This is a genomic window from Cupriavidus sp. a3 (genome assembly GCF_051015765.1).
Classification (GTDB): Bacteria; Pseudomonadota; Gammaproteobacteria; order Burkholderiales; family Burkholderiaceae; genus Cupriavidus; species Cupriavidus oxalaticus_A.
Window position 1 is genome coordinate 4,376,684 of record NZ_CP170643.1, and the last position, 26,038, is coordinate 4,402,721.

Annotated in this window: 26 protein-coding genes, 1 tRNA gene and 1 pseudogene; 9 read left to right on the top strand and 19 right to left on the bottom strand. The window is 67.4% G+C overall.

Annotated features, from left to right (window positions below):
- Window positions 1–139 precede the first annotated feature (139 nt).
- Window positions 140–1,606: a PLP-dependent aminotransferase family protein gene (locus tag ACAD63_RS20850; protein ID WP_135704277.1), complete on the top strand. Its 1,467-nt coding sequence runs from the start codon at window positions 140–142 to the stop codon at window positions 1,604–1,606.
- 82 nt (window positions 1,607–1,688) lie between these two features.
- Here the strand turns inward: ACAD63_RS20850 and ACAD63_RS20855 are convergent, their stop codons facing one another.
- Both ACAD63_RS20855 and ACAD63_RS20860 read right to left on the bottom strand, forming a co-directional pair.
- Window positions 1,689–1,910: a hypothetical protein gene (locus ACAD63_RS20855; RefSeq protein ID WP_135704276.1), complete on the bottom strand. Its 222-nt coding sequence runs from the start codon at window positions 1,908–1,910 to the stop codon at window positions 1,689–1,691.
- A 78-nt stretch (window positions 1,911–1,988) separates the two neighbouring features.
- A complete protein-coding gene (locus tag ACAD63_RS20860; RefSeq protein WP_434033221.1) occupies window positions 1,989–2,867 on the bottom strand; it encodes an alpha/beta fold hydrolase in 879 nt (292 codons plus the stop codon).
- A 229-nt stretch (window positions 2,868–3,096) separates the two neighbouring features.
- Here ACAD63_RS20860 and dmeF point away from each other — a divergent pair, with 229 nt between their 5' ends.
- Window positions 3,097–4,098: a CDF family Co(II)/Ni(II) efflux transporter DmeF gene (gene dmeF, locus ACAD63_RS20865; protein ID WP_195431847.1), complete on the top strand. Its 1,002-nt coding sequence runs from the start codon at window positions 3,097–3,099 to the stop codon at window positions 4,096–4,098.
- Window positions 4,099–4,169: 71 nt separating this feature from the next.
- Here dmeF and ACAD63_RS20870 read toward each other — a convergent pair whose 3' ends face one another.
- The 4 genes from ACAD63_RS20870 to ACAD63_RS20885 form a co-directional block, all read right to left on the bottom strand.
- On the bottom strand, window positions 4,170–4,613 hold the full coding sequence (locus ACAD63_RS20870) for a GNAT family N-acetyltransferase (RefSeq protein WP_133098192.1): 444 nt from the start codon (window positions 4,611–4,613) through the stop codon (window positions 4,170–4,172).
- Window positions 4,614–4,907: 294 nt separating this feature from the next.
- A tRNA-Cys gene (locus tag ACAD63_RS20875) sits at window positions 4,908–4,982 on the bottom strand.
- Window positions 4,983–5,089: 107 nt separating this feature from the next.
- Window positions 5,090–5,569 (bottom strand): bacterioferritin, encoded by a 480-nt coding sequence (gene bfr / locus ACAD63_RS20880; RefSeq protein ID WP_133098191.1) that lies wholly within the window; start codon window positions 5,567–5,569, stop codon window positions 5,090–5,092.
- Between the two features lie 328 nt (window positions 5,570–5,897).
- On the bottom strand, window positions 5,898–6,878 hold the full coding sequence (locus tag ACAD63_RS20885) for a Bug family tripartite tricarboxylate transporter substrate binding protein (protein ID WP_135704268.1): 981 nt from the start codon (window positions 6,876–6,878) through the stop codon (window positions 5,898–5,900).
- Window positions 6,879–6,985: 107 nt separating this feature from the next.
- Here ACAD63_RS20885 and ACAD63_RS20890 point away from each other — a divergent pair, with 107 nt between their 5' ends.
- Together ACAD63_RS20890 and ACAD63_RS20895 are read left to right on the top strand one after the other, a co-directional pair.
- The gene (locus tag ACAD63_RS20890; RefSeq protein ID WP_135704266.1) at window positions 6,986–7,936 is read left to right on the top strand and encodes a LysR family transcriptional regulator; all 951 of its coding nucleotides are present in this window, start codon (window positions 6,986–6,988) and stop codon (window positions 7,934–7,936) included.
- 107 nt (window positions 7,937–8,043) lie between these two features.
- Window positions 8,044–9,012: a SphA family protein gene (locus ACAD63_RS20895; protein WP_135704265.1), complete on the top strand. Its 969-nt coding sequence runs from the start codon at window positions 8,044–8,046 to the stop codon at window positions 9,010–9,012.
- A 66-nt stretch (window positions 9,013–9,078) separates the two neighbouring features.
- Here the strand turns inward: ACAD63_RS20895 and glmS are convergent, their stop codons facing one another.
- Window positions 9,079–10,917: a glutamine--fructose-6-phosphate transaminase (isomerizing) gene (gene glmS, locus ACAD63_RS20900; RefSeq protein ID WP_135704263.1), complete on the bottom strand. Its 1,839-nt coding sequence runs from the start codon at window positions 10,915–10,917 to the stop codon at window positions 9,079–9,081.
- A 105-nt stretch (window positions 10,918–11,022) separates the two neighbouring features.
- Window positions 11,023–12,387, bottom strand: a complete 1,365-nt coding sequence (gene glmU / locus ACAD63_RS20905; protein WP_135704262.1) for a bifunctional UDP-N-acetylglucosamine diphosphorylase/glucosamine-1-phosphate N-acetyltransferase GlmU — start codon at window positions 12,385–12,387, stop codon at window positions 11,023–11,025.
- 290 nt (window positions 12,388–12,677) lie between these two features.
- Between glmU and ACAD63_RS20910 the strand changes: the two genes are divergently transcribed.
- Window positions 12,678–13,505 carry a DUF6279 family lipoprotein gene (locus ACAD63_RS20910; protein ID WP_135704260.1) on the top strand — a complete coding sequence of 276 codons (828 nt, stop codon included), beginning with the start codon at window positions 12,678–12,680 and terminating at the stop codon, window positions 13,503–13,505.
- Between the two features lie 83 nt (window positions 13,506–13,588).
- On the opposite strand, the gene ttcA is transcribed toward ACAD63_RS20910, so the two are convergent.
- The 3 genes from ttcA to ACAD63_RS20925 form a co-directional block, all read right to left on the bottom strand.
- On the bottom strand, window positions 13,589–14,530 hold the full coding sequence (gene ttcA / locus ACAD63_RS20915; RefSeq protein ID WP_133098184.1) for a tRNA 2-thiocytidine(32) synthetase TtcA: 942 nt from the start codon (window positions 14,528–14,530) through the stop codon (window positions 13,589–13,591).
- A 124-nt stretch (window positions 14,531–14,654) separates the two neighbouring features.
- Entirely contained in the window at window positions 14,655–15,059 is a 405-nt protein-coding gene (locus ACAD63_RS20920; RefSeq protein ID WP_133098183.1) for a dihydroneopterin aldolase, read from the bottom strand.
- 95 nt (window positions 15,060–15,154) lie between these two features.
- Window positions 15,155–16,012 (bottom strand): SDR family oxidoreductase, encoded by an 858-nt coding sequence (locus ACAD63_RS20925; protein ID WP_133098182.1) that lies wholly within the window; start codon window positions 16,010–16,012, stop codon window positions 15,155–15,157.
- Window positions 16,013–16,027: 15 nt separating this feature from the next.
- Between ACAD63_RS20925 and ACAD63_RS20930 the strand changes: the two genes are divergently transcribed.
- A complete protein-coding gene (locus tag ACAD63_RS20930) occupies window positions 16,028–17,245 on the top strand; it encodes a class I SAM-dependent methyltransferase (protein ID WP_434033222.1) in 1,218 nt (405 codons plus the stop codon).
- A 15-nt stretch (window positions 17,246–17,260) separates the two neighbouring features.
- Window positions 17,261–17,455 carry a DUF2905 domain-containing protein gene (locus ACAD63_RS20935; protein ID WP_133098180.1) on the top strand — a complete coding sequence of 65 codons (195 nt, stop codon included), beginning with the start codon at window positions 17,261–17,263 and terminating at the stop codon, window positions 17,453–17,455.
- Window positions 17,456–17,474: 19 nt separating this feature from the next.
- Here ACAD63_RS20935 and ACAD63_RS20940 read toward each other — a convergent pair whose 3' ends face one another.
- Entirely contained in the window at window positions 17,475–17,732 is a 258-nt protein-coding gene (locus ACAD63_RS20940) for an ABC transporter permease subunit (RefSeq protein ID WP_240745972.1), read from the bottom strand.
- Here ACAD63_RS20940 and ACAD63_RS20945 point away from each other — a divergent pair.
- Window positions 17,673–17,889, top strand: a pseudogene (locus ACAD63_RS20945) (universal stress protein); the annotation flags it as partial. The gene ACAD63_RS20940 and the pseudogene ACAD63_RS20945 overlap by 60 nt on opposite strands.
- Window positions 17,890–17,902: 13 nt before the next feature.
- On the opposite strand, the gene ACAD63_RS20950 reads toward ACAD63_RS20945, so the two are convergent.
- The 4 genes from ACAD63_RS20950 to ACAD63_RS20965 form a co-directional block, all read right to left on the bottom strand.
- Window positions 17,903–19,138, bottom strand: coding sequence for a multifunctional CCA addition/repair protein (locus ACAD63_RS20950; protein ID WP_135704254.1), 1,236 nt, complete (start codon window positions 19,136–19,138; stop codon window positions 17,903–17,905).
- Window positions 19,139–19,193: 55 nt separating this feature from the next.
- On the bottom strand, window positions 19,194–19,883 hold the full coding sequence (locus ACAD63_RS20955) for a glutathione S-transferase family protein (RefSeq protein ID WP_133098178.1): 690 nt from the start codon (window positions 19,881–19,883) through the stop codon (window positions 19,194–19,196).
- A gap of 153 nt (window positions 19,884–20,036) precedes the next feature.
- A complete protein-coding gene (locus ACAD63_RS20960; protein ID WP_133098177.1) occupies window positions 20,037–21,059 on the bottom strand; it encodes a complex I NDUFA9 subunit family protein in 1,023 nt (340 codons plus the stop codon).
- Window positions 21,060–21,165: 106 nt separating this feature from the next.
- The gene (locus ACAD63_RS20965) at window positions 21,166–23,121 is read right to left on the bottom strand and encodes a lytic transglycosylase domain-containing protein (protein ID WP_135704251.1); all 1,956 of its coding nucleotides are present in this window, start codon (window positions 23,119–23,121) and stop codon (window positions 21,166–21,168) included.
- 108 nt (window positions 23,122–23,229) lie between these two features.
- On the opposite strand from ACAD63_RS20965, the gene ACAD63_RS20970 reads away from it, so the two are divergent.
- The gene (locus tag ACAD63_RS20970) at window positions 23,230–23,835 is read left to right on the top strand and encodes a 5-formyltetrahydrofolate cyclo-ligase (RefSeq protein ID WP_434033223.1); all 606 of its coding nucleotides are present in this window, start codon (window positions 23,230–23,232) and stop codon (window positions 23,833–23,835) included.
- Window positions 23,836–23,874: 39 nt separating this feature from the next.
- On the opposite strand, the gene ACAD63_RS20975 is transcribed toward ACAD63_RS20970, so the two are convergent.
- The 3 genes from ACAD63_RS20975 to ACAD63_RS20985 all read right to left on the bottom strand — a co-directional run bounded on the left by ACAD63_RS20975 (window position 23,875) and on the right by ACAD63_RS20985 (window position 26,002).
- The gene (locus ACAD63_RS20975; protein WP_135704247.1) at window positions 23,875–24,618 is read right to left on the bottom strand and encodes a Mut7-C RNAse domain-containing protein; all 744 of its coding nucleotides are present in this window, start codon (window positions 24,616–24,618) and stop codon (window positions 23,875–23,877) included.
- A gap of 162 nt (window positions 24,619–24,780) precedes the next feature.
- Window positions 24,781–25,611: a methylenetetrahydrofolate reductase [NAD(P)H] gene (metF, locus tag ACAD63_RS20980; protein ID WP_133098173.1), complete on the bottom strand. Its 831-nt coding sequence runs from the start codon at window positions 25,609–25,611 to the stop codon at window positions 24,781–24,783.
- A 40-nt stretch (window positions 25,612–25,651) separates the two neighbouring features.
- A complete protein-coding gene (locus ACAD63_RS20985) occupies window positions 25,652–26,002 on the bottom strand; it encodes a phage holin family protein (RefSeq protein WP_434033224.1) in 351 nt (116 codons plus the stop codon).
- Between the last annotated feature and the right edge of the window lie 36 nt (window positions 26,003–26,038).

Consider the following 26,038-nt stretch of genomic DNA (forward strand, 5'->3'; position numbering starts at 1 on the left):
GTTTGCCGGCACCGTGCGGCATCCCACGCTGCACTGCGGCAATTTTCGCTACTTGGAATGGGCCTGCGCGCGTCGCCCCTGTGCGGCCGTTAAACTGTACAGGTTCGCGCCTACCGAGGTGCCTAGTGCAACGCTTCCGATGCTGACCCTGAACCTGACCCGCAGCCGCCGCGGCGGCGAAACCCTGACTGAGCAGATCGTCGCCGGCATCGCCGCGCTGGTGGAGCAGCGCGCGCTGCGCGCCGGTGCCACGCTGCCGTCGGTACGCCGCTTTGCCCAGCACCACCAGGTCAGCACCTTCACCGTGGCCGAGGCCTACGGGCGGCTGACCGCACTGGGCTACCTGGCCGCGCGGCCGGGCTCCGGCTACACCGTGGCGCACCGTCACGCGCCCACCGGCAGCGCCCGTGCGCCGCAATGGGAAGCGCCGGGGCTGAACGCGGCCTGGCTGCTGTCGGATGTGTTCGCCGATCATTCCGTGCCGATCAAGGCCGGCGCCGGCTGGCTCCCGGGGGACTGGCTCAACGAGGAAGGCCTGCACCAGGCTATGCGCGCCTCGGCCCGGGTGCCTGCGGCGCAGTTGTCTGGCTACGGCCATCCGTATGGTTTCGCGCCGCTACGCGAGCATATCGCCACCGGCCTCGGCCAGTACGGCATCCCGCTGCAGGCGCAGCAGGTGGTGCTGACGCAGGGCGCGACCCAGGCGCTGGACCTGGTGGTGCGCACGCTGCTGCGCGGCGGCGACACCGTGCTGGTGGAATCGCCCTGCTACTGCAACCTGCTGCAGATCCTGCGGCTGGCGGGGCTGCGCGTCATCGGCGTGCCGCGTTCGGCGGCCGGGCTCGACACCGATGCGCTCGACGACGCGATCCGCGCCCACGCCCCGCGCGCCCTCTTCGTCAACACCGTGCTGCAGAACCCGACCGGCGCCAGCCTCAGCAGCATGAACGCCTTCCGCGTGCTGCAGCTCGCCGAGCAGCACCGGCTGCTGGTGGTGGAAGACGATATCTACCGCGAGCTGGCGCCGGCTGGCTCGCCGATGCTGGCGGCCATGGACGGGTTGTCGCAGGTGGTCTACGTCAATGGCTTTTCCAAGACCATCACGCCGTCGCTGCGCGTGGGCTACCTTGCCGCCAGCCCGGACCTGGCCAAGGCTTTCGCGCGGACCAAGATGGCGGTCGGGCTGACCTCGTCCGAAGTGACCGAGCGCCTGGTCTACTCGGTGCTGACCAGCGGCCACTACGGTCGCCACGTGGCCGCGCTGGCCGAGCGGCTGCGCGCGCAGCAGGACCTGGTGACGGAAAAGATGGAGGCGCACGGCCTGGAGGTGCTGCTGCGCCCCGAAGGCGGAATGTTCGCCTGGGCGCGGCTGTGCGAAGACACCCAGCAGCGGCTGCAGGCGAGCCGGCGCGGCGAGCCGCTGAGCGGCAACCAGCTGGCCACGCTGGCGCTGGAGCACGGCATCTGGCTGGCGCCGGGCTCGTACTTCGAGCCGGACGAGACCGACTCGCCGTGGATCCGCTTCAACGTGGCCACCGGCGACGCGCCGCAGCTGTGGCAGTTCTTTGACAGCCTGGCACAGGCGCCGCGTGCCGCGGCCGCCTGATACCCTGATACCCGGCTACTTCAGAAGCGGTAATGTGGTTCGTGGCGGGAGCGCGGGCCGGCGCCGTTCCCAGGGCGCTGCCTCAACTCCAGAGGCGTTCGACGACCAGGCCTGCGGTGGCGCAGATGCCCACCCAGGTCACCAGTGCGATAGCGATAAAGCGATATGTCATCTCGGGGGCGACAATAAAGTCGTTGCGGGAATATGAATTCTTCGCAAAATCATACATCCATTCATGAATGTATGTAAGCGGCAATCGTATTTCCCTGAGATGGTCTGGGGGCTTTTCGTAACGTGGGAACACGAAAAAGCGCCTATTGCGGCATGCGACAGGCGCTGATGCGGCAAGATGCCGCGGGTCGGAGGGGTAACCGGGGGACCTTCAGCCGCGCAGGAACGGCAGCACTTCCTCCAGCAGGCGCTCCGGCATCTCTTCGGCAATGTAGTGGCCGCACGGCAGCGCATGCCCGCGCACGCGCCGCGCCGCCTTGCGCCATTCGTCCAGCGGCCGGAAACACTGCCCGACGGCGCCCTGCTCGCCCCACAGCGCCAGCATCTCGCACTCGACCATGCGGCCCGCGGCAAGGTCGGCGCGGTCATGCTCGAGGTCGATGGTGGCACTGGCGCGGTAGTCCTCGCACAGCCCGTGGGCGGCGCCGGGCAGGCTCAGGCAGCGCAGGTACTCGGCCATGGCGGCATCGGTGAACGGCGCCAGCCCGGCGCTGCGGGCACCCATGGTCTGGCGCAGGTAGAGCGCGGGATCCGCTTCGATCAGCGTTTCCGGGAATGGCGCCGGCCGGATCAGGAAGAACCAGTGCCAGTAGGCGCGGGCAAAGGCCTCGCTGGTCTGCGCGTACATCGCCAGCGTGGGGGCGATATCCAGCGTCACCAGCCGCGTCACCGCCTGTGGATGATCGAGCACCAGCCGGTGCGCCACGCGCGCGCCGCGGTCGTGCGCCAGCACGCTGAACCGTTCGAAGCCGAGCGCGCGCATCAGCGTGAGCTGGTCGGCGGCCATGGTGCGCTTGCTGTAGTTGGCGTGGTCCGGCAAACCCGCGGGCTTGCCGCTGTCGCCATAGCCGCGCAGGTCTGCGGCCACCACGGTGAAATGCCGCGCCAGTTCGGGCGCCACCTTGTGCCAGATCGCATGGGTCTGCGGGTGGCCATGCAGCAACAGCAAGGCAGGCCCCTGGCCGCCGGCCACCGCGTGGATGGCAACGTCGCCGCAATCGATCCGGTGCGGCGTGAATCCTTCGAACATCGTCTGTCTCCATGGCCGGCGGGCGGCCGTCTGCATCCGCGCGGGCTAGTGTAATCACTAAGCGGTGCGACAGGATTTCCTGCGACGACACTCATTCGGTCGACAGATTCATGAATCCATCGCTGCCGGCCCGCCCCTGCCACCGGCAGGGATGCCGCCGGCCGCACCGCGGCGCTCTGCTACCCTTGCTGCATCCATATTGACTTCCAGCACACAGCAAGATCCGACCATGCATACCCATGACCTGTCCGCATGGACCCACAGCCATACCTTCGACGGTGGCAACCGCAACGCCGAGCGCGGCACGCGCCTGGTGATGATGATCACCGCCGTCGTGATGGTGGTGGAAATCGCCGCCGGCCTCTGGTTCAACTCGATGGCGCTGCTGGCCGACGGCTGGCACATGAGCTCGCACGCGCTGGCCATCGGCCTGTCCGCCTTTGCCTACGCGGCCGCGCGCCGCTACGCCAGCGACTGGCGCTTTGCCTTTGGCGCATGGAAGATCGAAGTGCTGGCCGCCTTTGCCAGTGCCGTGTTCCTGCTCTGCATTGCGGCGCTGATGGCGGCGGGTTCGGTCGAGCGGTTGTTCAGCCCGCAGGAAATTCATTACCGCGAGGCGATGATCGTGACCGCGCTGGGGCTGCTGGTCAACCTCGGCTGCGCGCTGATCCTGGGCGGACATGCGCATGGGCACGGTCATGACCATGGGCATGACCACGGGCATCACCATCATGGGCATGACCACGACCATGGCCATGGCCACGGCCACCACCACGACATCAACCTGCGCGCGGCCTACGTCCACGTGCTGGCCGATGCCGCCACCTCGGTGCTGGCCATCGTGGCGCTGGCCGGCGGCTGGTGGCTGGGCTGGGCCTGGCTCGACCCGGTGATGGGCCTGGTGGGCGCGGCGCTGGTCGGCAAGTGGGCGATCGGCCTGCTGCGCCAGAGCGGCACCGTGCTGCTGGACCGCGAGATGGACCACCCGGTGGTCGAAGACGTGCGCGAGGTGCTGGCCGGGCTAGACCGCGACGGCCGCCCTGGCGACGAAGGCACCCGCGTGACCGACCTGCATGTCTGGCGCGTCGGCCGCCAGCATTTTGCCTGCATCGTCTGCCTGGTCACGCATGACGCCACGCTGACGCCGCTGCGCGTGCGCCAGGCGCTGTCCGTGCATGAGGAGCTGGTGCACGTGACCGTCGAGATCAGCCGCTGCGAGGGCACGCATTGAAACACCCGCGGAACCGAGCACGCGGAAAGCGCGCGCCACGCTTGGGCGCGGCCGCTTTGACTCAGGTGCGGTCAGCTCAGCTCGCACCACATGCACAGCGGCGGCGTATCGGTGTGCCGCTGGAATTCGCCGGACGACAGCACCTCCTGCGGCAGTTTCGATGCCGGCACCAGCGTAAAGCCGTAGCGCGCGAAATAGCTCGGGCAACTCGATGCCAGCAGCACCGCGCGTTGCAGGCCATTCGAGCGCGCGCGCATCAGCGCGGCGCGCACCACATGCGTCGCCACGCCCTGGTCGCGGTGCTCGGGCAATACCGCCACCGAGCGGATCACCACGGTCTGGCCGAACGGCTCGCCGGCGGCGCAGCCGATGATCCTCGATTCGAGGATGGCCACATGGAAGTGCTCCAGCACGCGGAACACATCGTCGGTCGGCAGGCCGCAGCGCTCTAGCAGCGCCCCCACCGCTGGCGCGTCCGAGGGCATCGCCGCCCGGATTCGCAGGTCTTTCATCATCAGGAGCCTCTTTTCTTCACATCACTTGGCGACGGGAACACCATGGAAGCCCGGCATGGTCGCACCGCCATCCTGGCGGCGCTCTGTGCGCACAGGCCGGTCTGGCCTGACCGCCCAACACTAACCGATTCGATCGCTTTGTACTATCAGGGAAGAACAGGGCAAACCGGTGTCGGAAATTGGCCCGCCGCATTACGCACAGGGCAATGGCGGCAACGTGGCGCAGGCGCACCCCATCGCGGGCATAACGCGGCGCAGGTGTGAAGAAGGAATGGCGCTACAGGAGAGGAAAACTGGAGGCGGGGATCCGGAATCGAACCGTCGTACACGGCTTTGCAGGCCGTTGCATCACCACTCTGCCACCCCGCCGTGGATGGCGCGCCATGCCGGCGCGTCGTGCTGCGGGCCGCAGTGTAGCGGGAAATGGAAAAGTCTGCAGGGCGCTGCGCGGACGGCAGCGCCGGCACCGGCGCCAGTCAGTCGCCGATCTCGCCAATGGCCGACTGGACGTAGTTCTGCAGGCCAACCTTGCCGATCAGCTCGATTTGCGACTCGAGCCAGTCGATATGCGATTCGGTGGCTTCCAGGATATCGACCACCACCTCGCGCGAAACATAATCGCCGATCGACTCCAGATACTTGATCGCATCCTTGCAACTGGCCTGTGAAACCTGTTCCAGCTTCAGGTCGCAGCCGAGCATTTCTTCGGTGTTTTCGCCGAGCAGCAATTTGTCGAGGTCCTGCAGGTTGGGCAAGCCATCGAGCAGCAGGATGCGCTCGATCAGCTTGTCGGCATGCTTCATTTCCTCGATCGATTCTTCGTACTCGTGCTTGCCCAAAGCATTGAGACCCCAATGCCGGTACATGCGCGCATGCAGGAAATACTGGTTGATGGCGGTCAGCTCATGCCGGAGCTGGCCGTTGAGCATCTGAATCGCTTTCTTGTCGCTTTTCATGACAGCACCACCGACCCCTCGATTCGGGTGGATCAATTTTCATTATCGTGGCCAGCGCGCCGCTGCAGACAATATTGCGCCGTGCCTTTCATGGTAGCCCGGCAAAGGGGGACATCAAGCAAATTCGGCTGTTATTGGCCGATTATCCGGCGCTATTGCATATGAGAATGGCAATGGTTTCCATTCGGTTTTCGTTAGCGCATGAAAAGCCGCATCCGGCGCATCCGGCATTAATACGCCGGCCTTCCGGACAATACTGGTGAATAAAAAAAACGGGCGCACACGGCATCTTGCCGCGGCGCCCGCCATGGCAGGAACCGGAAGGAAATCAGTCGAGCCGCGCGCCCGAATCCGCGACCAGCGTCTTCAGCACCGGCCAGTCGCGCGCATACAGCGCCTGCGCCTCTGCCGGCGAGCTGCCTACCGTGCGCAGCCCCAGCGCGACCATGCGCGCCTGCATGTCGGGGGTCTGCAGGATCGCCTTCACCTCGCTTTCGAGCCTGGCCAGGATAGGCGCCGGCACGCCGACCGGGGCCACCAGCCCGATCCAGCCTACCGTCTTGAACGCGCTGTCCTGCATGCCCAGCTCGGCAAAGGTCGGCATCGCGGGCAGCGCGCTGCTGCGCTGCGTGCCGGTAACGGCCAGCGCCTTGAGCTTGCCGCTCTCGATATACGGCCTGGCCGTCAGGATGCTGGCAAAGCCGAACTGCACCTGGCCGCCGAGCAGGTCCTGCAGCATCGGTGCCTCGCCCTTGTAGGGCACGTGGGTGGCGTTGCCGCGGGTGAGCTTGCTGAGGTAGGCGCCGCTCAGGTGCGACAGCGAGCCCACGCCCCATGAGGCATAGGTAGCCTTGCCGGCCTGGGCGCGGGCATAGTCGCCCAGCTCGCGCGGCGTGCGTGCCGGCACCGACGGGTGCGCCACCAGCACCAGCTGCGCGTCGGCCAGCACGCTGATCATGGTCAGGTCCTTGCGCGGGTCGTACGGCAGCTTCTCGAACAGGAACTGGTTGGTGAGCACCGACTGCGTCAGCGTCATCAGCAGCGTGTAGCCGTCCGGCGCCGCCTTGGCCACGGCATCAGTGCCGATGATGCCGGACGCGCCGGCCTTGTTCTCCACGACCACCGGCTGGCCCAGCCGCTTGCTGAGCTTCTCGCCCATCGCGCGGGCGATGGTGTCGGTGCCGCCGCCGGCCACGTAGGGCACCACCAGGCGGATCGGCTTGGCCGGATAGGTCTGTGCCACGGCCGGCAGGCCGAGGCTGAGCGAAAGCCCGCTGATTGCGAGCGCGAGCCATGCGCGTCGTTTCATGTCGTCTCCAGATCGTCTTTATGGTTTTGGAGAACAACGGTAGCGGGCTTGAGAAAATACGTCCAATGCAATATTTTTCAGATTTCCATGCATAGAAGGTTAAGTTGATGGGCCTGCGCCAGCTGCATCACTTCGTCACCCTGGTCGAACAAGGCAGCTTCGCGCGCGCGGCCGCGGCGCTGCACCTGTCGCAACCGGCACTGACGCGCAGCATCCAGGCGCTGGAGGCCGACCTCGGCACACTGGTCGACCGCAGCTACGGCAAGGTTCGTCCCACCGCCGCCGGCACGCTGGTGCTGGAACGCGCGCGCCGGATGCTGCGCGAAAGCCGCGAACTGCGCCGCGACCTGCAACTGCTGGACGAAGTGGAGATCGGCGAGGTCCGCGCCGGCTTCGGACCGTTCGCGGCATCGTTCCTGCTCGACCCGGTACTGGAAGCGCTGGTACGGCGCTATCCGCGCCTGCGCATCGACGTGGAGACCGCCGACACCACCACCATGCTGCGCGCGCTGGAAGCCGAGCGGCTCGATGTCTTCGTCGGCGAAAGCCGCAGCCTGGCCCAGTTCGGCCACTTGCAGATCGAGCGCCTGCCCGCGCTGGAGACCGGCTTCTTCGTGCGCGCCGCGCACCCGCTGGCGCATCAAGGCGATATCAGCCTTGCCAGCCTGCGCGACTATCCCGTGGCCGGTCCGCGGCTGCCGGCCCATATCCGGCAGTTCTTCCGAGAGGCGATGCAGGCCGCCGGCAGCGGCGCGGCCGATGACGACAGCACCGGCCTGCTCACCGCCACCTGCAATGACATGCACGCGCTGCGCGCGCTGATGCTGTCCGGCGATGCCGTCGCGCTGGTGCCGGTGGCGATGATGGCCGACGCGTGCGCGCAAGGCACGGCCGTGCCGCTGCAGATGCGCCCGCGCCACGACCTGCGCGCGCAGTACGGGATCGTGTCGCTGGCCGGGCATACGCCGTCGCCGGCAACGCGCGCATTCGTGGCCCAGGTGCACGCGGCACTGGCGGACTACCCGGCGGCAGAGTCTGGCGCCGTACCGGTTCACTAGAAATTCTCAGGGCAGCCGGGAAAAAATCTTCAGATCGCGAGCCGGACCGGCATGCTATGTTGGCCGCGGGTCACACCTTCCACCGAGGTCGCTCCGGAGGCTCACGCATGCCAACCAAGACCGCCAGGCGGCTGCTCGCTACCCTGGCTCCAGCCCTGCCGCTGCTGGGCGCGGCAACCAGTGCCGGCGCTACCGAAGGCGCGCTCGGCCGGCCCGTCACCGGGACCAGCGTCACGCCCAATGCCGGCATCGTCTCGCCCGAACCCATCCTGGCGGTCAACCTCGGCGAGATCTACCTAGACGGATCGGTCGGCGGCAGCCGCAGCGTGCCGATTGGCGGCAAGGCAGCGCTGGATGTCGACGGCAAGGTCGCCTTCACGCTGGCAACCGTGATGAAGGTCTGGGACACCGGGCCCGGCGCGTGGAACTTTGCCTCCAGCTTCACGCTGCCTTACGTGTGGACCAAGGTCACGGCCAATGCCGGCATCGGCGGCGTCAGCGCCAGCACCCAGGACACCGCGTCGAACCTGTTCGACATCTATTTCACGCCGCTGATCGCCGGCTACCACTTCTCCAAGACCGAACACGTGGCGCTGAGCCTGAACATCTGGGCGCCGACCGGCAAGTACGATCCCAACGCACTGGCCAATCCCAGCCTGAACAACTGGACCTTTATCCCGCAGGTGGCCTACACCCGGCTGTTCCCCGAGCACGGGCTCGAATTCGATGCGGTGGCCGGGCTCCAGTTCTACACGCGCAACAACGCCACCGATTACCAGAACGCGCCGCTGTTCACGCTCGACACGATGCTGCTCAAGCGCTTCGCCAACGGCGCCGGCGTGGGCCTGATCGCCGGCACCACGCAGCAGCTGGGCGACGACAGCGGTCCGCTGGCCGACCGCCTCAACGGCTTCCGCGGCCATGACTGGGCGCTCGGGCCGATCGTCACCTACGACACCAAGATCGGCGCGAAAAGCCACCTGTCGATGAGCCTGCGCTGGGTGCCGACCATTGCCAGCAAGAACCGGCTCGACAGCACCAGCACGTTCATGGGGACGGCGGCGATCGTGTTCTGAGCGGACCCAAAAGCAAAGAGGCCCGGAAGGGCCTCTTTGCTTTTATGACATTGCGCTGCGGCTTCCTTACTCCACCGTCACCGACTTCGCCAGGTTGCGCGGCTTGTCCACGTCGGTCCCGCGAGCGCATGCCGTGTGATACGCGAGCAGCTGCAGCGGCACCACGTGCAGGATCGGCGACAGGTCGCCATAGTGCTCGGGCATGCGGATCACCTGGATGCCGTCCGACGACTGGATCTGCGTATCGCTGTCGGCGAACACATAGAGGCGGCCGCCGCGCGCGCGCACTTCCTGGATGTTGGACTTCAGCTTTTCCAGCAGCGCATCGTTGGGCGCGACCGTGACCACCGGCATCGCTTCGGTCACCAGCGCCAGCGGGCCGTGCTTCAGTTCGCCGGCCGGATACGCCTCGGCGTGGATGTACGAGATTTCCTTGAGCTTGAGCGCGCCTTCGAGTGCGATCGGGTAGTGCAGGCCGCGGCCCAGGAACAGCGCGTTCTCGCGGCGCGCAAAGTCTTCGGACCAGGCGATGATCTGCGGCTCCAGCGCCAGCACGCCGTGCAGCGCGGCCGGCAGGTGGCGCAGGTTGGCCAGGTCCCTGGCCTCGGCTTCCTCGGTCAGCAGGCCGCGCACCTTGGCCAGCGCCAGCGTCAGCATGTACAGCGCGGCCAGCTGCGTGGTGAAGGCCTTGGTCGAGGCCACGCCGATCTCGGTGCCGGCACGGGTCAGGAAGCGCAGTTCGGTCTCGCGCACCATGGCGCTGGTGGCAACGTTGCAGATCGACAGCGTATGCACGTGGCCGAGCGCGCGCGCGTGGCGCAGCGCGGCCATGGTGTCGGCGGTTTCGCCGGATTGCGAGATCACCACCACCAGCGCGCGCGGATTGGGCACGGTGTCGCGATAGCGGTATTCGCTGGCGACCTCGACCTGTGTCGGGATCTTGGCGATGCTTTCGAGCCAGTACTTGGCTGTGCAGCCGGAATAGTAGCTGGTGCCGCAGGCCAGGATCAGCACGCTGTCGATGCCGGCGAAGACCTCGGCGGCGTTGTCGCCGAACAGCGCCGGCGTGATGCTTTCCACGCCCTCCAGCGTGTCGCCCAGCGCGCGCGGCTGCTCGAAGATTTCCTTCTGCATGAAGTGGCGGTACGGCCCCAGCTCGACGGATGCGGCATGGGCCTCGACCAGGCGCGCTTCACGCTCGACCGCGTGGTCCTGCGCGTCATGGATGACGACGCCGTCGAGCGAGATCTCGACCACATCGCCCTCTTCGAGGTAGATGATGCGGTTCGCGGTGCCGGCCACGGCGAGCGCGTCGGACGCGAGGAAGGCCTCGTTCTCGCCCAGCGCCACCACCAGCGGCGAGCCGGCGCGGGCGCCGACCACCACGCCGGGCTGGTCCTTGGCGAACACGGCGATGGCATAGGCGCCGTGCAGGCGCTTGGTAACGGCGCGCACCGAGGCAAACAGGTCGCCGCGGGTGGCGCTGCTGGGATAGGTGTAGGCCTGGTGGATCAGGTGCGCGACGACTTCGGTGTCAGTCTGCGACTCGAAGCCGTAGCCGACCGCGCGCAGTTCCTCGCGCAGCGGCTCATAGTTCTCGATGATGCCGTTATGCACCAGCGCGATAGTCTCGCCCGACAGGTGCGGGTGGGCGTTGACGGTATCGGGCTTGCCATGGGTGGCCCAGCGCGTATGCGCCACGCCGGTGAAGCCGGACAGGCCCGAAGCCTGCGTCTGCGCATCCAGGTCGGCCACGCGCGACACGGTGCGCGCGCGCTCGACCGCATCGTCGCGCACGACGGCGACGCCGCACGAGTCATAGCCGCGGTATTCCAGGCGGCGCAGCCCCTCGATCAGGACCGGAACGATATTGCGCGTCGAAACCGCGCCGACGATGCCACACATGCTGAACCCCCGTTGCTGGCGCCCACTGCGGCGCCCTGTCCAATCAATCGCGCCGCCCGTCCCGGGCCGGCGCTTTCCTTGGCCGCTCACGCGGCGGCCTGGCGATTACTTCTTCGGCTGCCTGACCGGACGCTGCCATGCGTCGACGGTCAACTGCTTGGCGCGCGACAGCGTCAGCTTATCCGCAGGCGCTTCCTTGGTCAGCGTGGTGCCCGCACCCAGCGTGGCACCGCGGCGTACCGTCACCGGCGCGACCAGCTGCGTATCGGAGCCGATAAAGACGTCGTCCTCGATCACCGTGCGGTGCTTGTTGACACCGTCATAGTTGCAGGTGATCGTGCCGGCGCCAATATTGACGCGCGAACCCACTGTGGCGTCTCCAACATAGGCCAGGTGATTGGCCTTGCTGTGCGCTGCCACCTGGGCATTCTTGACCTCGACGAAGTTGCCGATATGGACATCTTCGCCCAGTTCGGTGCCCGGACGCAGCCGCGCGTACGGCCCGATGCGCCCGGCAGGACCGATCCTGGCGCTGTCGACATGGCAGAACGGGTGCAACTGCGCGCCGGCACCCACGGTGCTGTTGCGGATCACGCAATGGGCGCCGATGCTGGCGCCGTCTTCCAGGTGCACGCGGCCTTCGAACACGCAGCCGACATCGATGGTGACATCGCGCCCGCAGGTCAGCTCGCCACGCACATCGATGCGCGCCGGATCCAGCAGCGTCACGCCGGCTTCGAGCAGGCGGCGCGCCTGGTTGCCCTGGTGGATGCGTTCGACTTCAGCAAGCTGCAACTTGCTGTTGACCCCGAGCGTCTCCCAGATCGCCGCCGGCTGCGCCGAGACGATCTCGACACCTTCCCTGGCGGCGCGCTCGACCGTGTCGGTCAGGTAGTACTCGCCCTGGGCATTGTCGTTGCCGAGTGTTGACAGCCAGCGCCTTAGGTGGCCCGTCGGGCACACGATAATGCCGGTGTTGATTTCGCGGATGGCCTTGACGGCCTCGCTGGCATCCTTTTGCTCGACGATGCGGACGATGCTGCCCGCCGCGTCGCGTACGATACGTCCATAGCCGGTCGGATCGGGCATTTCGACCGTCAGCACGCCGAAGCGCTCCGAGCCTGCCTCGGCCACCAGTGCCTTGAGCGTAGCTGCGGTTGTGAGCGGCACGTCACCGTACAGAACCAATGTCGGCTGGCTGTCGTCCAACAATGGAAGTGCCTGCATCACCGCATGGCCCGTGCCCAGCTGCTGGGCCTGTTCGGCGAAGGCGACATCGTAGGCGGCGACCGCCTCGCGCACATGCGCGGCGCCGTGGCCGACCACTACGACCAGCCGCGACGGCGACAGCGCGCGAGCCGTATCCAGGACGTGCGCCAGCATGGGCCGCCCGGCAACCGGGTGCAGTACCTTGGGCAAATCGGAAACCATTCGCTTGCCCATGCCCGCGGCGAGAATGACGATATTCACAAGGAGACCCCTAAGTGAGTGTGTCCGAAAATATTCTGAAAAGCGCCAACCGGGTGATTCGCGGTCTTCGCCGCCCAGCTTGGCTGCAGGTCCGGGCCCGGTCGGTGCGGAATCCCGCAAACCCTTGCCAGTCTTGGGCTGGCGGCGATCGAAGCGGCCCGGCTGCAATGCGCGCCGATTTTAACATGGCGATTTCTGCGCAACCCGGCGCTGTTTCCGAATTTCACAATCGGTGGGCGCGGCGGATTTTGGTGATTTTCAGCGCCGCGGCGCTGTGCGCATGCAACGCGATGAAACTCGGGTACCAGCAGGGTGACCGGCTGGCCTACTGGTGGATCGACAATTATGTCGATGTGACCTCGGCCCAGGAGCCGCTCACGCGCGAGGCCATCGCGCGCTTCTTCGCCTGGCACCGCAAGTCCCAGCTGCCCGAGATCTCGGGCCTGCTGCAGCAGGCCAAGGCCGAGGTCCGCCAGCCGGTGACGCCGGCCATGGTCGAGCACTTCCAGGACGCCTCGCAGCAGCTGGCGCGCCGCTCGTACGAGCAGGCCATGCCCGACATGGCCGACTTTCTGCTGACGCTGACGCCCGACCAGATCGCCCGCATGGAGAAGAAATTCGCCGAGGGCAACGCCAAATACCGCAAGAAATTCCTGAACCCCAACCCGGCCGAGCGGGTCGACGCCCGTTTCGACAAGGTGATGGACTATGCGCGGCTGGTCTATGGCGATTTCTCCGGCGAGCAGGAAAAGCAGATCCGTGCGGCGGTGCTGCCGGTGGTCGAGAACGCCGAGTCGCGCTACGCCGAGCGGGTGGCGCGCCAGCAGGAATGGCTCAAGATGGTGCGCTACGTGCAGGCCACGCAGCCGTCCAAGCCGCAGGTGACGGACCTGCTGCGGCGCTTCCGCGATTACTGGCAGAACCCGCCGGGCAAGCATGCCGTGAGCCACGATGCCAGTACCAGCGCCGGCATTGCGCTGACCGTGGCGATCGCCAACATGACCACGCCGAAGCAGAAGGCACATGCGCAGGACCGGTTCCAGAGGTGGATCGACGATACCAACGCGCTGATGCGGGAGAAGGCGAACGCCCCGGTGCAGTCGGCGGCGACGAACTGAGCCTTGGCAGCACACGTGCAAAATGCCCGCTCGCGCGGTCCGCTCGCGCGGGCATTGTTGCCATGTGGTGGCGGTTGGCGGCGTTACTGCGGCGCGCCGGCCTGCTCCGCCCCGGGCGCGGACACCGGCGGGCGCTCGAAGCGCACGAACTCCATCCGGTTCTCTTCCATGCTGCCCGCGAACACCAGCGGCTGCTGCTGGAATGTGGTCTCACCGAACAGCGAAGCCTCGTCCACCTTGGCCAACCCGGTAGCCAGCCCCGTGAACGGGAACAGCTCGGTATCGGCCAGGTGAGAGGGCACCACGTTGCGCAGCGCCGAGAAGATATTGTCGATACGGCCCGGGTTCTGCCGCTCCCACTCCTGCAGCATCTCGCTGACCTTCTTGCGCTGCAGGTTCTCCTGCGAGCCGCACAGGTTGCACGGGATGATCGGGAACTCCATCGCGCGTGCGTACGATGCAATGTCCTTCTCCGAGCAGTACGCCAGCGGGCGGATCACGATATGCGCGCCATCGTCGGTGGCCAGCTTGGGCGGCATGGCCTTCATCTTGCCGCCGAAGAACATGTTCAGGAAGAAGGTGTTGACGATGTCGTCGCGGTGGTGGCCCAGCGCGATCTTGTTGGCGCCCAGCTCCTTGGCGGTGCGGTAGATCACGCCGCGGCGCAGGCGCGAGCACAGCGAGCAGGTGGTCTTGCCCTCGGGCACCTTCTCCTTGACGATCGAGTAGGTATCGGCCTCGACGATCAGGTATTCCACCCCCACCGACTTCAGGTATTCGGGCAGCACGTGCTCCGGGAAACCCGGCTGCTTCTGGTCCAGGTTCATCGCAATCAGCCTGAACTTGATGGGCGCGCGCTTCTGCAGCGCCATCAGGACCGACAGCATGGTGTACGAGTCCTTGCCGCCACTCATGCAGACGAGCACGGTGTCGCCGTCCTCGATCATGCCGAAGTCGCCGATGGCCTTGCCGGTTTGCGATTGCAGCCTCGTCTCGAGGCGGTAGAAATTGTTCGAGTGGCTCATGGAGCATCCTGTTGCATGGCGCCTGCCGGATGGAATGGCCGGCAGCGCGCGAAGGGGCAACATTTTACTTCAGGCGCCCGCGCGCCGCAGGCGCCGGGCAGCCGCAGATAACGCAGCTGCCGGCTCAAGCGCCCTGCTTGATGTGGAACACCTCGACGCCGACGGAATCGCAGTCCGGGTACACGTCGGGCTTCTCGGTCGACACGCGCACGGCGCGCACCTTGGGATGCTTCAGCATGGCGCGCGCGACGTCGTCGCACAGCGTTTCCTGCAGGTGGACGTGGCCCTGCGCCATGCGCTCGGCCACGGTGTTGCGCATGAAGTCGTAGTCGACTACTTCGTCGAGCTTGTCGGCGTGCGGGGTGCATTCTTCCAGCGGCACGAACAGGTCGATATTGATCAGCACGCGCTGCTCGCCCTTCTTCTCGAACTCATGCACGCCGATATTGATCTGCACTTCATAGTTGCGCAGGAACATGCGTCGGCAGTCCTGCAGGCTGGGGTGGGAAAGAGCGGCGAGCATGGTCATGGCTGGGAGAAAAGACTAGAAAAGGGAACGCCGCGCCGGGGGGCGCGGCACATCAGGGTACGGCTTGCCGGCGTGCCTGGCGTACAGGCGCCAGCTTACTCGGTCAGGAACATCACGTCGCGCGCCAGCGGCATCAGGTGCTGGCCGCCGTCCACGTACAGCGTGGTGCCGGTGACGGCGCGCGCCTGTGCGAGGTAGGCCACCGCCTGGGCGATATCCTCGGGCGTCGACGACTGGCCCAGCGGCGTCACGCGATGCGCGCGGCGGAAGCTCTGCTCCGACTGCTCGCCCGACACCAGCGTGATGCCCGGCGCCACGCCAACCACGCGGATGCGCGGCGCCAGCGCCTGCGCCAGCTGCACCGTGGCGGTCTGCAGCGCGGCCTTGGACAGCGTGTATGACAGGAAATCGGGATTCAGGTTGTCCAGCTTCTGGTCGAGCAGGTTGATCACCACGCCGCGCGGTTCGGCGGCCTTGTCCTTGTCGCCATCCGCGGCGGCGGCCAGCGCCTTGTGCAGCTCGCGCGCCAGCAGCAACGGCGCCGCCACATTGGTGCGCATATGCGTATCGAGCGACGCATAGGAGAAGCTGGTCGCCACGTCGTACTGGAACAGCGAGGCGTTGTTGACGAGGCAGGTCGGCAGGCCCAGCGCGGCAATGCAGTCCGCGATCAGGCGGCCGGTGGCGGCTTCGTCGGCGAGATCGGCACGCAGCACCGCGGCACGGCGGCCGAGCCCGCGGATCCTGGTCGCCAGCGCTTCGGCCTCGTCCACCGAGCGGTGGCAGTGCACGGCCACGTCCCAGCCCTGCGTGGCCAGTTCCAGCGCAATGGCGCGGCCCAGGCGGCGCGCGCCGCCGGTGACGAGGGCGACGCCGCGGGCGGCGGACTGGGCCGTGGCGGCAGCGGCTGCAGGCTGGGCGGCAGCGGGTGCCGAGGTATCGGATGCGGGCATTGCTACAATCGCGGGATGCAGAAAGCCGCTAGTTTACCCCTTCCCCCCGCCGACGCGCAGGCCGCGTCCGATACCCTTACAGCCCGTATTGGCGAATCGATCGATGCGGCCGGCGGCTGGATCGGCTTTGACCGCTATATGGCGCTGGCGCTGTATGCGCCCGGCCTGGGCTACTACAGCGGCGGCTCGGCCAAGTTCGGGCGCGATGCCCGCGACGGCAGCGACTTCATCACCGCGCCGGAACTGAGCCCGTTCTTCGCGCGCACGCTGGCGCGCCAGTTCGCGCCGCTGATCGCGCAGGGCCTGCCACACATGATGGAATTCGGCGCCGGCACCGGCCGCCTGGCCGCTGACCTGCTGCTGGAGCTGGAGCAGGAAGGCCAGTTGCCACAGGAATACGCGATCGTCGAACTGTCCGGTGAGCTGCGCGCGCGCCAGCAGGAAACGCTGGCGCAGCGCGCCCCGCACCTGGCCGCGCGCGTGCGCTGGCTGGATGCGCTGCCCGACAGCTTCGAGGGCGTCATCGTCGGCAACGAAGTGCTCGATGCAATGCCGGTGCAGCTCTACGCACGCACCGGCGGCCGCTGGCACGAGCGCGGCGTGACGCGCAGCGGCGTGGCGGGCACCGAACCCGGCGCGGCCGCCGCGTTCCGCTTCGAGGACCGCGTGCTCGCCGATGCCGACGTGCCGGCGATGCTCCACGACATCCCCGGCGGCCACGATGTCGTCACCGAAACCCACGCCGAGGCCGAAGGCTTCATGCGTGCCGTCGGCGCGATGCTGGCGCGCGGCACCGCCTTCTTCATCGACTACGGCTTCCCCGCCGCCGAGTACTACCATCCGCAGCGCGCCGGCGGCACGCTGATGTGCCACTACCGGCATCACGCGCACCCGGACCCGTTCCTCTACCCGGGCCTGCAGGACATCACCACGCACGTCAATTTCAGCGGCATCGCCGCCGCCGCGGTGGAAACCGGGCTGACGGTGTCGGGCTTTGCCTCGCAGGCGCGCTTCCTGATGAACGCCGGCATCACCGAGCTGCTGATGGCGCTTGACCCGTCCGATGCGCGCGCCTTCCTGCCGCAGGCCAACGCCGTGCAGAAGCTGTTGTCCGAAGCGGAAATGGGCGAGCTGTTCAAGGTCATCGCGCTGACGCGGGGCCTGGACGACGGCACGGACCAGAGCGAGCCGCTGGCCGGCTTCGCCCGCGGCGACCGCTGCCATACCTTGTAAGCCATCGCGAACGCCATGCTGCGCTGGACCCTCACTATCTTCCTGAGCGTGATCATCCTGTCCGCGGCGCTGCCGTGGCTGCAGAAGTTCGGGCTGGGACGGCTGCCCGGGGACGTGCGCTTCCGCGTGTTCGGGCGGGAATTCGTGCTGCCGTTTGCATCGACGATCCTGCTGTCGCTGGTGGCGCTGGTGATCGGCAAGCTGCTCTAGTCCCTCTAGTCCACCAGGCTCACTTGATCGCCCCGACGGTAAATCCCGCAACGGTGATGAAGGTCGGGGCGTAGACGAACTCCTGCATCGCCAGCGTCATGCTGAAGATGACCACGGTCAGGATACCGCTCGACGACACCGGCACCACCACCGTCAGGAAGGCGCCGAAGCGGCTCAGCCCGTCCATCATGGCGGCTTCCTCGATATCGCGCCGATCGCCGGCGAGGCCGCCGCGGCAGGCGTGGCCTGCAATACCGCCTGCGCCACCGGCGACCACATCTTCCAGGCGATCATCGACGAGGCGGACGCCCCGGCAATGCGACCTGATCGTGATGGCCTCGCACGGGCGGCGGGGGGTGCAGGCGCTGGTGATCGGCAGCGAGACGCAAAAGGTGCTCACGCACACGAAGATCCCGGTGCTCGTCTACCGCTAGCAGAGAGCCGCGTTCAGCCCCCGATGCGCGCTGCCACCGCCGCCACGCGCGCCTCGTGGATGCGGTCGCGGATCTGGTCGACCGCATCGCCGCAGGCGCGGGCGATGGCGCCGGCATCGACTGCCGTTGCCGCCTCCAGCGCCGCTGCCAGCCGCGGCGCCTGCGGGTATGTGCCCGCTTCGAAGCCCTTGCGTCCGCGCATGTCGGCCTCGCACGCCTGCAAGACTCCGGCAAATCTCGCCGGCTTGCGCAGCGCATCGCAGCGCTCGAGCAGGCGCATCACCGCGGCGGCGCTGATCTCCAGCGAACGATGGATATTGCCATGCTCGCGCGCCACCACCAGCGCGAGGTCGCGGCAGTCGTTGGGCACGCGCAGCCGCGCGCAGACCTCTTCCAGCAGCTTGACGCTGCGCATCTCGTGGCCGACGTGGCGCGGCAGCACGTCCTCGGGCGTGGTGCCCTTGCCCAGGTCGTGCACCAGCGCGGCAAAACGCACCGGCAACGGCGCGCCCATCGCCGCGGCGGTATCGATCACCATCATCACGTGCACGCCGGTATCGACCTCGGGATGGTAGTCGGCGCGCTGCGGCACGCCCCACAGGCAGTCAAGCTCGGGCAGCAGCCGCGCCAGCGCGCCGCAGTCGCGCAGCACCTCGAACATTCGTGACGGATGCGCTTCCATCAGGCCGCGCGCCAGTTCCTGCCAGACGCGCTCGGGCACCAGCGCATCGACCTCGCCGGCCGCCACCATCTCGCGCATCAGGCGCTGGGTCTCGGCGGCGACGGTGAACTCGTGGAAGCGCGCGGCAAAGCGCGCCAGCCGCAGGATGCGGACCGGGTCCTCGGCGAAGGCATCCGAGACATGGCGGAACAGGCGGGCCTGCAGGTCGCGCTGGCCGCCATGCGGGTCGATCACCGGGCCGACGAGGTTGCCATCGGCATCGACCTCGCGCGCCATCGCATTGATGGTCAGGTCGCGCCGGACCAGGTCGTCTTCCAGCGTGACATCGGGCTCGCAGTAGAAGGCAAAACCCTTGTATCCCATCGCTGTCTTGCGCTCGGTGCGCGCCAGCGCGTATTCCTCGTGGGTGCGCGGATGCAGGAAGACCGGGAAATCCTTGCCGACGGGGCGATAGCCCGCGGCTACCATCTCGTGCGGGGTCGCGCCGACGACTACGTAGTCGCGGTCCTGGCTGGGCTTGCCCAGCAGTTCGTCGCGGATCGCGCCGCCGACGGCATACACCTGCATCGTTGTGGCCTCTTCTCTGGTGCCGGCGCGCCGGCGCCGGCGGTATCGCTCAGTCTCAGTGGTTGACGATGATCGCGTCGGGCCGCTCGGGCGACAGGCGGTAAGGCTCGTCGTCGGCCAGGAAATCGCGCTCCTCGCGCGCGGCGGCGATCCACTCCTGCATGGTCGGCAGCGCCAGCATGAAGTCGGCATAGGCCTTGGCGTCTTCCGGCAGGTGGATGCCGTAAGTGGCGAAGCGGCTCACCACCGGCGCAAAGAAGGCGTCGGCCACGGTGAACTCGCCGAACAGGAACGGGCCGCGCGCGCCATGCTGCTGGCGCAACCCGCTCCAGATCGCGGCGATACGGTCGACGTCGCGCTGCACCGCCACGTTCCAGCCGCGTCCGGGCAGCACCGCGGTCACGTTCATCGGCAACTGGCTGCGCAGGTTGGTGAAGCCGGAATGCATCTCGGCGCAGATTGCGCGCGCCACCGCACGCTCGGCACGGTCGGCGGGCCACAGCGTCTTTTCCGGGAAACGCTCGGCCACGTATTCGGCGATCGCCAGCGAGTCCCACACCGTGACGTCGCCGTCGACCAGCGCCGGTACCTTGCCGGCCGGCGAATAACGCGCGATCTCGGCCGCGAAGCTGCCGGTGAACAGGCGCACCTGTACCTCTTCGAATTCGATGCCGGCCTGGCGCATCAGCAGCCAGGGGCGCAGCGACCAGGAGGAGTAATTCTTGTTGCCGATGACGAGCTTCATCGTAGGTCCTTGGGGGGAGGCGAAGGGAGACGGCGGCGGCGCGCCGGACCGGTCATTTTGCCAGCGCGCCCGCCTGCCTCAAAGTGAATTGCTCTCGCAACCGATCCGAAAATGGGTCACATAGGCCACCCGCGGCCCTGACCCGCCCGCCCTTCAGCGGTGCACGCTGGCGCGCATCGAGGTCAGCGCGGCATCGCGATTGCGCCCCGCCAGCGCGTCGGTCATCACGGATTCCAGGCTGGCCGGATGCAGGTCCAGCTCCGGCGCGACCGGATGCTCGAGCACGTTGTCCAGCTGCATCGAGTCGAGGTTGTCGCGCGACAGCAGCGGATCGCCCGGCATGTGTTCCATGATGGTCGCCTGCACCCGCGCCAGCGCATCCGGCAGCGCGATCACCGGGCGCGGATGGCCGGATGCGCGGCCGGCGAAGCGCACCAGCTCCTCCAGCGTATAGACCTGCGGGCCGCCCAGCTCATAGCCGCGGCCGATGGTGGCAGGGTTGACCATGGCATTGAGGAAGGCCTGCACCACGTCCTGCACGAACACTGGCTGGAAGCGCGCCTGTGCGCACGCCAGCGGCACCACCGGCGCCATCTGTTGCATCTGCGCGAACAGGTTGAGGAAATGGTCGTCGGGACCGAACACCACCGACGGCCGCAGGATGGTCCAGTCCAGCCCGCTGGCGCGCACGATGCGCTCGCCGTCGCCCTTGCTGCGCAGGTACATCGACGGCCCCTGGCTGTCGGCGCCAAGCGCACTCATATGCAACAGCCGGCGCACGCCGGTGGACAGGCACGAGGCCACGATCTGCCGCACCATTTCCACATGAGCGCTGGCAAAGGCCTCGCCGTAGGGATCGGCACGCTCGCCGTGCAGCACACCCACCAGGTTGACGACGATGCCGTCGACCCCGAGCGAGCCGATGGCGTCGTCGAGCGCGGCATTGTCGGCCAGCCCCAGTTCGACTACCTCGACGCGCGGCAGCAGCAACAGGTGCTGCGCGTGCTCGACGTTGCGGGTGCCGACCACGATGCGGTCGGGGGCGATCGGCGAATCGGGATTGCTGCCGGGTTCCAGCGGCGCACCCGAGGCAGAAGCGGCGCCGGCCAGGCGCGAGACAAGGTGGCTGCCGATAAAGCCGGCGCCACCGATGACGAGGACGTTGCTGGTCTGCATGATGCCTCCGTGCAAAGTGGACTGCACGTCGCGGCGCATTGCGCAAGCCAGGCCGCCGCGACGCGCCCGGCGCGGCACACCAGCGGCCCGTCCCGTCGGGTGCCCGTCAGGGCAGGCTGGTCGTGGTCACCGGCGACGGCGCGACCGTCCCCAGGCGCGATTTCAGCGACTGCGGCCGGCCACTCATCAATGCAGCATAGTACGTAGCGTTGGAAAGCACATTCTTCACATAGCCGCGCGTTTCATTGAACGGGATGGTCTCTGCAAAGATCGCGCCTTCCACGGGCCGCGCCAGCGTGCTGCGCCAGGCCTTGGGCCGGCCCGGACCGGCGTTGTATGCCGCCGACGCCAGCGCCCAGGAACTGTCCAGGTCGGTCAGCACCATGTTCAGGTAATTGGTGCCGAGCAGGATGTTGATGTTGGGATCGCCCATCATCTGCGGCGAGAAGTCGTTCATGCCGATCTTGCGCGCCACGTACTTGGCCGTCGCCGGCATCACCTGCATCAGGCCGTGCGCGCCGGCGGACGAGCGCGCGTTCATCAGGAAGCGCGATTCCTGCCGGATCAGGCCGTAGACCCACGCCATGTCGAGGCCGACATCGTCGGTCGCGCGCTGCATGATGTCGCGGTACGGCATCAGGAAGCGCAGCTCGAAGTCATGCTCGTTGCGGGTGCGGTCAGCGGTATTGACGGTGCGGTCGAGCAGTTCGAGACGGCGCGCGTACTCCGCCGCGCCGAGCAGCTCGCGGTCGTTCATGCCGCGCAATTCCCAGTTCCATTCGCGGTTGCCCTCGAAGCGCATGTTCATCGCGTAGAACTTCTGCGCGCGCTGGAAGCCGGCGCGCGCGCGCATGGCATTGGCTTCGGCATCGCCGACGGCGGTGCGCGCCGGTAGCGTGATGCGGTTGCCCAGTTCTTCGCTGGCGAGCTGGCCATAGAAGTTGAACTGGCCGGCGATCTGCTGGAAGTTCTGCTGCGCCTCGGTGTCGCGGCCTTCGGCCTTGAGCGCGCGGCCGTACCAGTAGAGCCACGCCGGGTCCTTGGCGCGCAGCTCGGGACGCATCAGCTCGACTGCCTGGCGCACCTGCTTCCAGTCGCCCTGGCGCAGCGCGGCGCGCACGCGCCATTCCTGGGAGTCGTCGGACAACCACTGGTTGCCGCCCAGGTCCATCTGGCGGCGGTAGTAGTTGGCCGCTTCCGGCATCAGCTTCTTGCCCGCGAACTGGCCGATCACGCCCCAGGCGGCGCCCTGCTCGTCGCGCGACAGCGTGCCCTGGACGGTACCCAGGTAGGCGACGGCCTGGTTGGGATCGGTGCGCGCCATCTTGACGATGGTGGCGAGCGCGTCGCCGTCGACGCGTGCATCGGGCAGCAGCGCGGCGATCTTGCCGGCCAGCGTGAGGTAGTTCTGCTCCAGCGCCAGCCGCGCGTGGAAGGCCACATCGCTGCGCTGGATCTGCTGGCTTTGCACCAGGTAGCCGATCAGGTCGACGCAACCTTCGCCGAAATAGCGCGGATCGCTCAGCGCCTGGCGCGACTCGGCGGCAACGTTCTGGCCCTTGAGCGCGCGCGACAGCAGCGCATAGCATTCGACCTGGGTGTCGTCCTTGAGCGCGAACTGCGGATACTCGGCATCGAAGCTGGCCCAGTCGCGCTTCTTGCCCAGCACCAGCAGCCAGTCGTTGCGCATGCGGTCGGCGATGGCCTGGCCCTTGTAGCGCTGCAGGAAGGCGCGCACCTGGTCGTCGGGCGCGTCGATGCGCGCCAGGCCGCTGGCGTCGAACATCTGCGGCTTGATGCGGAAGTACTCGACGTACGACGGGATCGGGTAGTCGACCAGCGTGGCCGAGATCGCGTAGGCGCGCTCTACGTCATTCTTGCGCGCCGCTTCGCGCAGCGCGGCGAAGGCCTCGTCCGGATCGCTCGGGATCACCGCCGGCTGCTGCTGGCGCACGGGCGCCTGCGGGCGCTTCTGCGCATGGACCGGCGTGACAAGCAGTGCACATGCCATGGCGATCCAGGCGGCCCGCCCTGCACGCTGCAGATATACTCCCTTCAGCATTCTTTGCTTCCTTGTCGATGACGGCGGCGCCGGTGCCGCCATGCAAGGCAAGGGCCGCAGCAGCTTCCGCCGTCCGTGTTGGTTCGGACGCGGGCATTATCCCACGCCATGTCCTCAACTTCCGCCACCTCGGCCGCCACCTCCCCCGGCAGTTCGCCAATCGACCTTGCGGAGGACCGCCGCGCGCAGCGCGCGCGCCTGCTGTCCTTGCGTGCCGCCCTGCCCGCGCGCGACGATGCCGATGCGCGCATCGCCGCCGCATTGTCCGAGCTGCTGGCGGGCCTGGCCGTGCGCTGCCTTGGCTTCTACTGGCCGATCCAGCAGGAGTTCGACGCGCGCGGCGCGGTCGCGCAATGGCTCGCGGCGGTGCCCGCGCGCCAGGCGGCGCTGCCGGCGGTAAGCCGGCCCGGCGCGCCGCTGGACTTCCATCGCTGGGACCCGGACACGCCGATGACCAGGGGCCACTATGGCATCCCGGTCCCCGACGGCACCGAGGCCGTGACGCCCGACGCGCTGGTCATTCCCTGTGTCGGTTTCAGCCCGGACAAGTTCCGCCTGGGCTACGGCGGCGGCTTCTACGACCGCACGCTGGCGGCAATGGCGCAGCGGCCCGTGGCGATCGGCATCGGCTATGAAGCGTGCCGCATCGCACTGCCAGCGCAGCCGCATGACGTGGCGATGGACTGGATCGTTACCGAAGCGGGGGCGTTCTAGCCCGATAGGGTGACAGCAGCGTGCGGGCTACGGCCGGGTTCAGCCGGCCTGCACCAGCTCGTCCACCAGCGCGCGCATGCAGCGCCAGTGCGAGCCTTCCCAGAATACCCGCCGGCACTGGTCGCAGGTGACGAAGCTGCGGTGGCGCTCGAGCACGCCGTCTGGCACCCGCCCGGCCGCGGCGGCCGCTTCCAGCGCGTGTAGCGGCACGTTGCAGTCCAGGCACAGCGAGAACGGCCGCGCGCTGCGCGCCAGGTCGAGCCGCGCGAAGATCTCGCGCACCTGCTGGCGCGGCTTGAGCGCCCGCACATAGCAGCCGTGCGTGATGCCGCGGCGCTTGAGCAGTTCACGGTCGCGCGTCAGCACGATGCGGCCTTCGTCGACCGCAATGCGCTCGATCTCGCTGTCCTCGAAGTGGTTGTCGTAGAGGGTGTCGAAGCCGGTCATGCGCAGCAGGTGCGCCAGTCCGCCCAGATGCGCGTCGGCAACGAAATGCGTCGCGCGCAGCGGATGTTCGCGCACGCGCAGCAGCGGCGTGACGTCGAGGCGTTCGAACTTGGGATAGACCGAGACCCGGTCGCCGTCCCGCAGCTGGCGCTCGAAACCGGAGGATTCGCCGTTGACCAGGATCAGCTCGACTTCGGTGTGCGGCACGCCCAGCGCCTCGATCATGTGCTTGACGGTCGCGGCGCGCGCGCACGCGCAGGGCAGGTCACGCCGGCGCTGGTCCGGCGCGAGGAAGTCGTTCAGTTCCTCGTAGAAGCGGAAGGTGGCGGTGACCATGGGGCGAGTATGGCACCGATTTGCCGTGTTAGTACGCTGGTGGCACCACGGACGCATGCAGCAGGCTCCCCTCTCCCCATGAGGGGAGAGGGAGAACACCTTGCCTGGCAAGATCGAGCCGCTTTGGAGCACCCAAAACCGCTCTCTTCTTCAGCGGGTTCCTTACAGCTTCAGCCGCTGCCAGATCGCCTTGGTCGCGGCGGCCGCGTTGAGCGTGTAGAAATGCAGCCCCGGCACGCCCGCGGCGAGCAGCCGCTCGCACAGCGCGGTGACCACGTCCAGCCCGAAGGCGCGGATCGATTCTCGGTCGTCGCCGAAGCTCTCCAGCCGCTTGGCCACCCAGCGCGGCACTTCGGCGCCGCACATCTCGGAGAATCGCATCAGCTGCGAGTAGTTGGTGATCGGCATGATGCCCGGCACGATCGGCACTTCCACGCCCTGCGCGCGCACGTCGTCGACAAAGCGGAAGTACGCGTCGGCGTTGTAGAAGTACTGCGTGATCGCCGAGTCGGCACCGGCCTTGACCTTGCGCACGAAGTTGTCGAGGTCATGGCGCGGCGACTTCGCCTGCGGGTGGTACTCCGGGTACGCTGCGACTTCGATATTGAACCAGTCGCCGGTCTCGGCACGGATGAACTCCACCAGCTCGTTGGCGTAGCGGAACTCGCCGATCTCGCCCATGCCCGACGGCATGTCCCCGCGCAGCGCGACGATATGGCGGATGCCGCCTTCGCGGTACTGCTGCAGGATTGCGCGGATGCTCTCGCGCGACGAGCCCACGCACGACAGGTGCGGCGCGGCCTCGATGCCTTCGCGCTGGATCTCCAGCACGGCGTCGAGCGTGCCCTGCTGGGTGGTGCCGCCGGCGCCGAACGTCACCGAGATGTACTTGGGCTTGAGCGGAGCCAGCTGCGCGCGCGTGTTGCGCAGCTTTTCCAGGCCCTCCGCCGTCTTGGGCGGGAAGAATTCAAAGCTGAAGTAGCGGTCTTGCATGATGGTGGCGCGTCGCGTTGGCGCGGCGCGCGAAATAAGGTCAGTCGTCGCGGTTGCCCAGCAGCAGGCTGGACAGCAGCCACGAGATCACGCTGTACAGGATGGAGCCCAGCAAGGCCGCCCAGAAGCCGCCGACCGTGAAGCCCGACAGCAGGTTGCCGACAAACAGGAACAGCAGCGCGTTGATGACGAAGATAAACAGCCCCAGCGTCAGCAGCGTGACCGGCAGCGTCAGGATCACCAGGATCGGACGGATCAGCGTGTTGACCAGGCCCAGCACCAGCGCCGCCAGCATCGCCGAGCCGAAGCTCTTGATGTGGATCGACGGGATGATGTACGGCAGCACGAACAGCGCAACGGCGTTGATGATCCAGACGATCAGTAGTCTCATGACGGCTCCTTGGTTGGCTCAATGGCGGGATTGCTC